The organism is Geminicoccus flavidas (assembly GCF_009806515.1).
Taxonomy (GTDB): Bacteria; Pseudomonadota; Alphaproteobacteria; order Geminicoccales; family Geminicoccaceae; genus Geminicoccus; species Geminicoccus flavidus.
The window spans coordinates 1-6814 of sequence record NZ_WUJP01000281.1 but is presented as its reverse complement, the minus strand read 5'-3'; the positions used below and the strand labels follow the sequence as shown (position 1 = coordinate 6814).

Here is a 6814-nt window from a genome sequence, read left to right as displayed (position 1 = left end):
CCAGGAGCGGGCATGGCAGTTCCAGGCGTGCCGCGGAATCGTGGTTGCCGCCGGTCAGCACGATCTGCAGACCGGGCACGTCGCGGAGCAGCGACGCCAGGAACTCGTAGAGCCGGCTCTGCGCGGCGGTGGACGGATTGACCGTATCGTAGAGGTCGCCCGTCACCAGCAGCACGTCGGCCGCCAGTGCCGTGACCTGCTGCTTCAGCCAGTCGAGGAAATGGTCGTGCTCGGGACCGCGGTCGAAGCCCAGGATCTCATGGCCGAGATGCCAATCGGACGTGTGAATCAGACGCATGCGCTGCCGGTGGCTGAGGGGGTCGACGCTGTCCTAGCGGGATTGCCGCGGACATGACCAGGGCCCTCCGGAAGCGGCAAGGGAGGCACCCGCTCAGCGCAGGTGCCTCCCCTCATGGCTTGCCTTGGACCGGCCGCTCAGTCCGCTGCGGCGAACGCCAGGATGGCCTGGTTGACCTCGGCCGCCTTCTCCATGTGGATCAGGTGGCCGGCATCATCGAAGGTCGTGACCTTGACCGAGCCCGGCAGGCCCTCGCTGTGCTTGGCCGGCACGATCTTGTCCTGGGTGCCCCAGATCACCTGGACCGGCACCTTCACCGAACCCAGCTGGTCACGCAGCGAGAGCGCCTGCTTGCCGCCGGCGAACACCGCATCGCGCACCTTCTTGAGCGCGGCGTCCACCCCGTCCAGGCGCTTGAACTTCAGGACGTCCTCGACCATGTCGCCGGTCACCATCTCGGGCTTGGCGACCAGCATCTGCAGGATCGGCTCCAGCTTCTTGCGCCGCGACGCCTCGATGAAGCCGTTGATGTACTCCATCGAGATGTCGGGGCCGAGCCCGGCCGGGGCCAGGAGGGTCGCCGAGGCGACCCGGTCCGGATGGTGCGTCGCCAGGTAGAGCGACACGCCGCCGCCCATGGAATGGCCGACCAGATGCGCCTTCTGAATGCCCTTGGCGTCCAGGAAGCCCAGCACGGTCTTGGCCTGGCCGGCGATGTCGGCCTCGCCCACGTCCTTGGTCGAGCCGCCATGACCCGGCAGGTCGATGGCGTAGGTCGTGTGCTTCTCCGCCAGGGCCGGCTGGTTGAACAGGAAGTTGTTCAGGTCGCCGCCATAGCCATGGATCAGCACGATCGGGGTACCGGCGCCGTCGCCGATCTGCAGGTAGCGGATGCGCTGGCCCGCGACCTCGACCGTCTCGGGCTCCGGCCCCTTCTCCGATGCCGAGGCAGCGAGCTGCTCGGCGAACTTCGCCTGGAAGTCATCGACGAAGCTGCTGATCTCGGCGTCGCTCACCGAGTCGTCCGCAACCACCCCGAGCAGGGCGCCGACGGGGACGGTCTCCCCGCCGGTGACGAGGATCCTGCGCAGCTTGCCAGACACCGGGCTCTCGAAGGCGTTGGCGATCTTCGAGGTCTCGATGTCGGCGATCTCCTGGCCCTTGGAGACGGTAGCACCCTCCTCCACATGCCAGGCCGCGAGCATTCCTTCCTGCATCGCGAGGCCCCACTTGGGCATCACGATGGTCTGGATCTCTGACATCAGTGCGACTTCCCCGTGACCGAGCGCACGGCCGCCTCGATCTTGTCCATGCTCGGAATGTAGAGGTCTTCCAGCGCCGCCGAGAACGGCACCGGCGCGTGCGGGGCCGTGACCATCTTGATCGGCGCCTTCAGCTTGTCGAAGGCTTCCTGGCAGATCAGCGCGGAGACGTCGGTCGCCATGTTGCAGCGCGGATGGGCCTCGTCGACCACGACCACGCGGCCGGTCTCGGCGGCGGTCTCCAGAATCGTCTCGGTGTCGAGCGGCGAGGTGGTGCGCGGGTCGACCACCGTGCAGGTGATCCCGTCCTTGCTGAGCTTGTCCGCCACAGTGTTGGCGAAGTTCACCATCCGGCCGAACGCGATGATCGTCGCATCGTCACCCTCACGGGTCACGTTGGCCTGGCCGAACGGGATGGCATAGGTCTCGTCGGGGACCTCGCCCTCCATGTCGTACATGGCCTTGTGCTCGAAGAAGATCACCGGATCGTCGTCGCGGATCGCCTGGATCAGCAGGCCCTTGGCCTCGTACGGGTTGGAAGGCAGCGCCACCTTCAGCCCAGGGATGTGGGTGAAGACGTTGTAGAGGCACTGGCTGTGCTGCGAGGCCGCGCGGAAGCCGGCGCCATACATGGTGCGAATCACCACCGGCGTCTTGGCCTTGCCGCCGAACATGTACTTGAACTTCGCCGCCTGGTTGAAGATCTGGTCGAAGCAGACCCCCATGAAGTCGACGAACATCAGTTCGGCGACCGGGCGCAGGCCGGACGCGGCGGCACCGACCGCGGCACCGATGAACCCGCTCTCGGTGATCGGCGTGTCGAGCACGCGATCCGGGCCGAACTTGGTGTAGAGACCCTTGGTGACGCCCAGTGGGCCGCCCCAGGCATCCTGCTCGCCCTCGGCGCCGGCACCGCCGGCGATGTCCTCGCCCATGATGACGATGGTCGGGTCGCGCTCCATCTCCTGGCTCAGCGCCTCGCTGATCGCCTGCCGATAGCTCTTCTTGGCCATGTTATTCGCTGCCGCTCAGTAGGATCAGTAGGAGATGTAGACGTCGGTGAGCAGGTCAGCCTCGGTCGGCTCGGGCGCCGCCTTGGCCTGGACCACGCACTGCGCGATCCGGTCCTTCACGCTCCGGTCGATCTCGTCGAGCGCGGAACCCTCGAGCAGCCCGGCCTCGGTCACCCGGCGGCGGAACAGCATGAGCGGGTCCTTGTTGGCCCGGTAATTCGCCACCTCGTCGGCCGGGCGATAGGTCATCGCATCGCCTTCGAAATGGCCGTAGTAGCGCAGCACCCGGCTGTGGATGAGCGACGGGCCGCCGCCGTTGCGGGCACGCTCGACCGCCTCGCGGGCTGCTTCCCAGACCGCGAAGAAGTCGCTGCCGTCGACCTCGATCGCCGGAATGTCGAACGCCTTGCCACGGGCCACCTGGCTGCCGGCCACCGAGTACCTGGACGAGGTCGCCTCGGCGTAGCCGTTGTCCTCGACCACGAAGATCGCGGGCAGGTTCCAGACCTTGGCCAGGTTGTAGCTCTCGAACACCGTGCCCTGGTTGGACGCACCGTCACCGACGAAGGCCACGGCCACGCCGCCATTCTTGAGCGTCTTGGCGGTGAGCGCGGCACCGCAGATCAAAGGCGGGCCACCGCCGACGATGCCGTTGGCACCCATCATGCCCTTGGACAGGTCGGCGATGTGCATCGACCCGCCCTTGCCGCCGCACAGCCCGTCCTTCTTGCCGAAGATCTCGAGCATCATGGCATGCTCATCGCAGTCCTTAGCCAGGCAGTGGCCGTGGCCGCGATGGGTGGACGCGATGTAGTCGTTGTCGTTCAGGTGCATGCACACGCCGACGCCGGACGCTTCCTCACCCGCATAGAGGTGGACGAAGCCCGGGATGCTGCCGGCCGAGAACTCCTCGTGCACGGCCTCCTCGAACTCACGGATCATCACCATCCGGCGATACGCCTTGAGCAGATCCTCACGACTTAGCTGCACTTCTTGCCTCCCAGGTTCGCCGATTCGTCCAGGCGAACCGTTTCACCGACCAACGCCGGCACTTTCCGGCCGTTGCGTCAAGCCATCCCCAGACTGCGGCTGTTGCCATTCCCCCGCAACGCTTCGCGGCGTTCAGAACAGGGCCACGCCGTCGTCTTTACCGAACAGGTGCCACCGCCCCCGGTCCAGGGTCAAGTAGCATGGGCTGTCCATCCGGCCCTCGAAGTCCGGCCGAGTCTTGACCAGCACCTTGTCGCCGCCGAGCGAGACGTCGACCAGCATGTCGCCGCCGATCGGCTCGGTCACCAGGATCTGCCCGCCGAACGAATCCGGGCTCTGCACCGTGCTGATCGCGACCTGGTCCGGCCTGATACCCATGCGGACCTCGTCCTGCGTATAGCGCTCGCGCACGATCGCCGCCTGCTCGGGCCGGAGCGCCAGGTTGAAGCTCGGATGGACCAGGCGGAGCTCGCCGTTCTCCTCGACGATCCGGCAGTCCAGGAAGTTGATCGGCGGCTCGCCGACGAAGCCCGCGACCCAGGCATTGACCGGGTGGTCGTAGATCTGCCGGGGCGTACCGAGCTGCTGGAGCACGCCGTCGTTCATCACCGCGATCCGGTCGGCCATCGACAAGGCTTCGAGCTGGTCGTGGGTGACGTAGATCATGGTGGTGCCGAGCCGGCGCTGCATGAGCTTCAATTCGCCGCGCATATGGGCACGCAACTTGGCGTCCAGATGCGCGATCGGCTCGTCGAACAGGAACAGGGCCGGCTCGCGCACGATAGCCCGGCCGATCGCGGTGCGCTGCTTCTGCCCGCCGGACAGTTCGCCCGGACGACGGTCCAGCAGGTGCCCGATCTCCAGGATCGCGGCCGCCTTGCGAACGCGATCCTCGATCACGCTGCGCTCGACGCCGCGCAGCTTCAACGGGTTCGCCATGTTGTCGAACACGGTCTTGTGCGGGTAGAGCGCGTAGTTCTCGAACACCATGGCGATGTCGCGGTCACGCGGCGGCAGGTCGTTGATCCGCTTGCTGCCGAAGCGGATCTCGCCGGCGCTGATATGCTCCAGCCCCGCCAGCATCCGCAGCGTCGAGGACTTGCCGCAGCCTGAGGGCCCCAGCACCGCCACGAACTCGCCGTCCGCCACCTCCAGGTGCAGCTCCTTCACCGCGGCCGTCTGGCCGTAATACTTCCAGACCTTGTCGATGCTCACCGAAGCCATTGGAAAATCCTCAACCCTGCCCTGCCGGGGCGATCATTCTTGTTGCGGGCGCTCTTGCTGCCGGGGCCGGTCATTCGCGCACCGCCCCCATGGTCAGCCCGGTCACCAGGTAGCGCCGGATCAGCAGGCCCAGGAACATCATCGGCAGGGTGGTCACCACGCCGGCCGCCATGATGCTGCCCCACTGGATGTTCTGCGGCTGGACCAGCTCCTTGGTGGCCACCGGCAGGGTCTTCGCACCGCCGGAGCCGATGATCGAGGCGAACAGGAAGTCGTTCCAGGCGAACAGCACGCACAAGACCAGGAACGCGCCGATCCCTGGTGCCACCAGCGGCAGGATCGAGCGGAACGCCTGCAGCCTGGTGGCACCGTCCACCATCTGCGCCTCCTCGATCGCGTAGGGCACGTTGTCGAAGAAGCCTTTGAGGATCCAGATCGCGAACGGCAGGTTGAAGGTGGTATAGGCCAGGATCAGGCCCCACAGCGAGCCCACCAGCTCCAGGGAGCGGAAGATCGCGTAGAGCGGCACCATCACCGCCACTACCGGCGCCATGCGCGTGCTGATGATCCAGAAGAACAGGTCCTTCTTGCCGCGGAACTCGGTGCGCGAGAGCGCATAGGCGCAGGTCGCACCCAACGTGACCGAGACCACGGCCGAGCCCAGCGCCGCCGCGACGCTGTTGAAGAAATAGACGCCGAAGTTCAGGTTCACGAACAGGTTGGTGTAGTGCTTGAACGTCGGCTGGAAGTCGAAGAACAGCGCGATGCCGCTCCAGTCGCCCACTGCCGGAATCCTGAAGGCCTCCAGCAGGTCCTTCAGGGAGGAAACGAACATCACGAAGATCGGCAGGATCGTCCAGAGCAGGTAGATGGCCAGGAAGACCACCACCGCCACGTTGGCGATCCGCCGTGCTGGCGACGCGTATTCGACCACATCCTTGGAAGCCATGGCTCAGCCCTCCGTCCGGCCGACATTACGCGCAGCGGGACTGTCGAAGATCTTCACCAGGAACATGCCCAGGATGATCGTCACCACCAGCAACGTGAGCGCGATCGCGGCACCGCGGCCGAGCTTGAAGTACTGGAAGGACACGTCGAACAGATAGACCGGCAGGATGTTGGTGGCGTCCGCCGGCCCGCCGCCGGTCAGGATCAGCACCGAATCGATGAACCGGAAATTGTCCATGAAGCGCAACAGGATGCCGATCAGGAGGAACGGGTAGAGGTTCGGCAGGACGACCTGGAAGAAGTTGCGGATCTCCCCTGCCCCGTCGACCATGTTGGCTTCGAGCTGGTCGCGCGGCACGCGCTTGAGGCCCGCCAGCGTGATCAGGACAATCAAGGGCGTCCACTGCCAGATGTCGACCAGGACCAGGCCGATCATCGCGGTGCTGGGCGAGCCCAGGATCGAGGTTTCGCCGAGCAGGCCCACGCTCTGCATGAACCAGTGATACCAGCCGAACGTGCCGTTATAGAGATAGTACCAGACCAGGCCCGCGATCGCCGGCGCCATCATCATCGGCATCAGGAACACGGTCACCAGGACCTTCTCCCAGCGCGACCGGTTGAGCAGGACGGCGATCAAGACGCCCAGCAGCACCTCGAAGAACAGGCACAGGGCGCTGTACTGGATCAGCAGCAGCCAGCCGTTCGAGAACTTGGCGTCGCGGGTGAACAGCCGCTCGAAGTTGCGCAGGCCGACCCATTTGTCGCCCGCCATGATGTCCACGTCATGGAGACTCATCCAGATCAGCCAAAAGAACGGATAGAGCGAGATTGCGGCCAGCGTGATGATCGCCGGGGCCATCATGTAGAAATAGTAGCGCCGCGACGGCTCGGGATTGCGCGCTAGCGGCTCCGCTTCCAGTACGGTCACCCCGTCGCGGGTGACGAACCCGGGCATGATGCCGACCGGGTTGATGCCGCCTGGGGCATCGCCACGCAGCGCACCGCCGGGAAGAACTTGGGTGGCCATGCCTGCTCCAAGAACGATCCGCCGGCCATGATCGGCCGGCGGACGCCAACGT

7 protein-coding genes are annotated in these 6814 nt (G+C 65.7%); all 7 read right to left on the bottom strand.

Annotated elements, in window-relative coordinates:
- A partial coding sequence (locus EQG76_RS07820; protein ID WP_159712167.1) for a metallophosphoesterase family protein occupies nucleotides 1-298 on the bottom strand: 298 nt, incomplete at its 3' end.
- A gap of 137 nt (nucleotides 299-435) precedes the next feature.
- Nucleotides 436-1560, bottom strand: a complete 1125-nt coding sequence (locus EQG76_RS07815) for an acetoin dehydrogenase dihydrolipoyllysine-residue acetyltransferase subunit (protein WP_159712165.1) — start codon at nucleotides 1558-1560, stop codon at nucleotides 436-438.
- Nucleotides 1560-2573 (bottom strand): alpha-ketoacid dehydrogenase subunit beta, encoded by a 1014-nt coding sequence (locus EQG76_RS07810; RefSeq protein WP_159712163.1) that lies wholly within the window; start codon nucleotides 2571-2573, stop codon nucleotides 1560-1562. The genes EQG76_RS07815 and EQG76_RS07810 overlap by 1 nt, the downstream gene beginning before the upstream one ends.
- A 24-nt stretch (nucleotides 2574-2597) precedes the next feature.
- Nucleotides 2598-3563: a thiamine pyrophosphate-dependent dehydrogenase E1 component subunit alpha gene (locus EQG76_RS07805; protein ID WP_159712161.1), complete on the bottom strand. Its 966-nt coding sequence runs from the start codon at nucleotides 3561-3563 to the stop codon at nucleotides 2598-2600.
- 132 nt (nucleotides 3564-3695) lie between these two features.
- Complete coding sequence (locus EQG76_RS07800; protein ID WP_159712143.1) at nucleotides 3696-4787, bottom strand: ABC transporter ATP-binding protein; 1092 nt, start codon at nucleotides 4785-4787, stop codon at nucleotides 3696-3698.
- Nucleotides 4788-4857: 70 nt separating this feature from the next.
- On the bottom strand, nucleotides 4858-5736 hold the full coding sequence (locus tag EQG76_RS07795) for a carbohydrate ABC transporter permease (RefSeq protein ID WP_159712141.1): 879 nt from the start codon (nucleotides 5734-5736) through the stop codon (nucleotides 4858-4860).
- A 3-nt stretch (nucleotides 5737-5739) separates the two neighbouring features.
- Complete coding sequence (locus tag EQG76_RS07790) at nucleotides 5740-6762, bottom strand: carbohydrate ABC transporter permease (RefSeq protein WP_159712139.1); 1023 nt, start codon at nucleotides 6760-6762, stop codon at nucleotides 5740-5742.
- Between the last annotated feature and the right edge of the window lie 52 nt (nucleotides 6763-6814).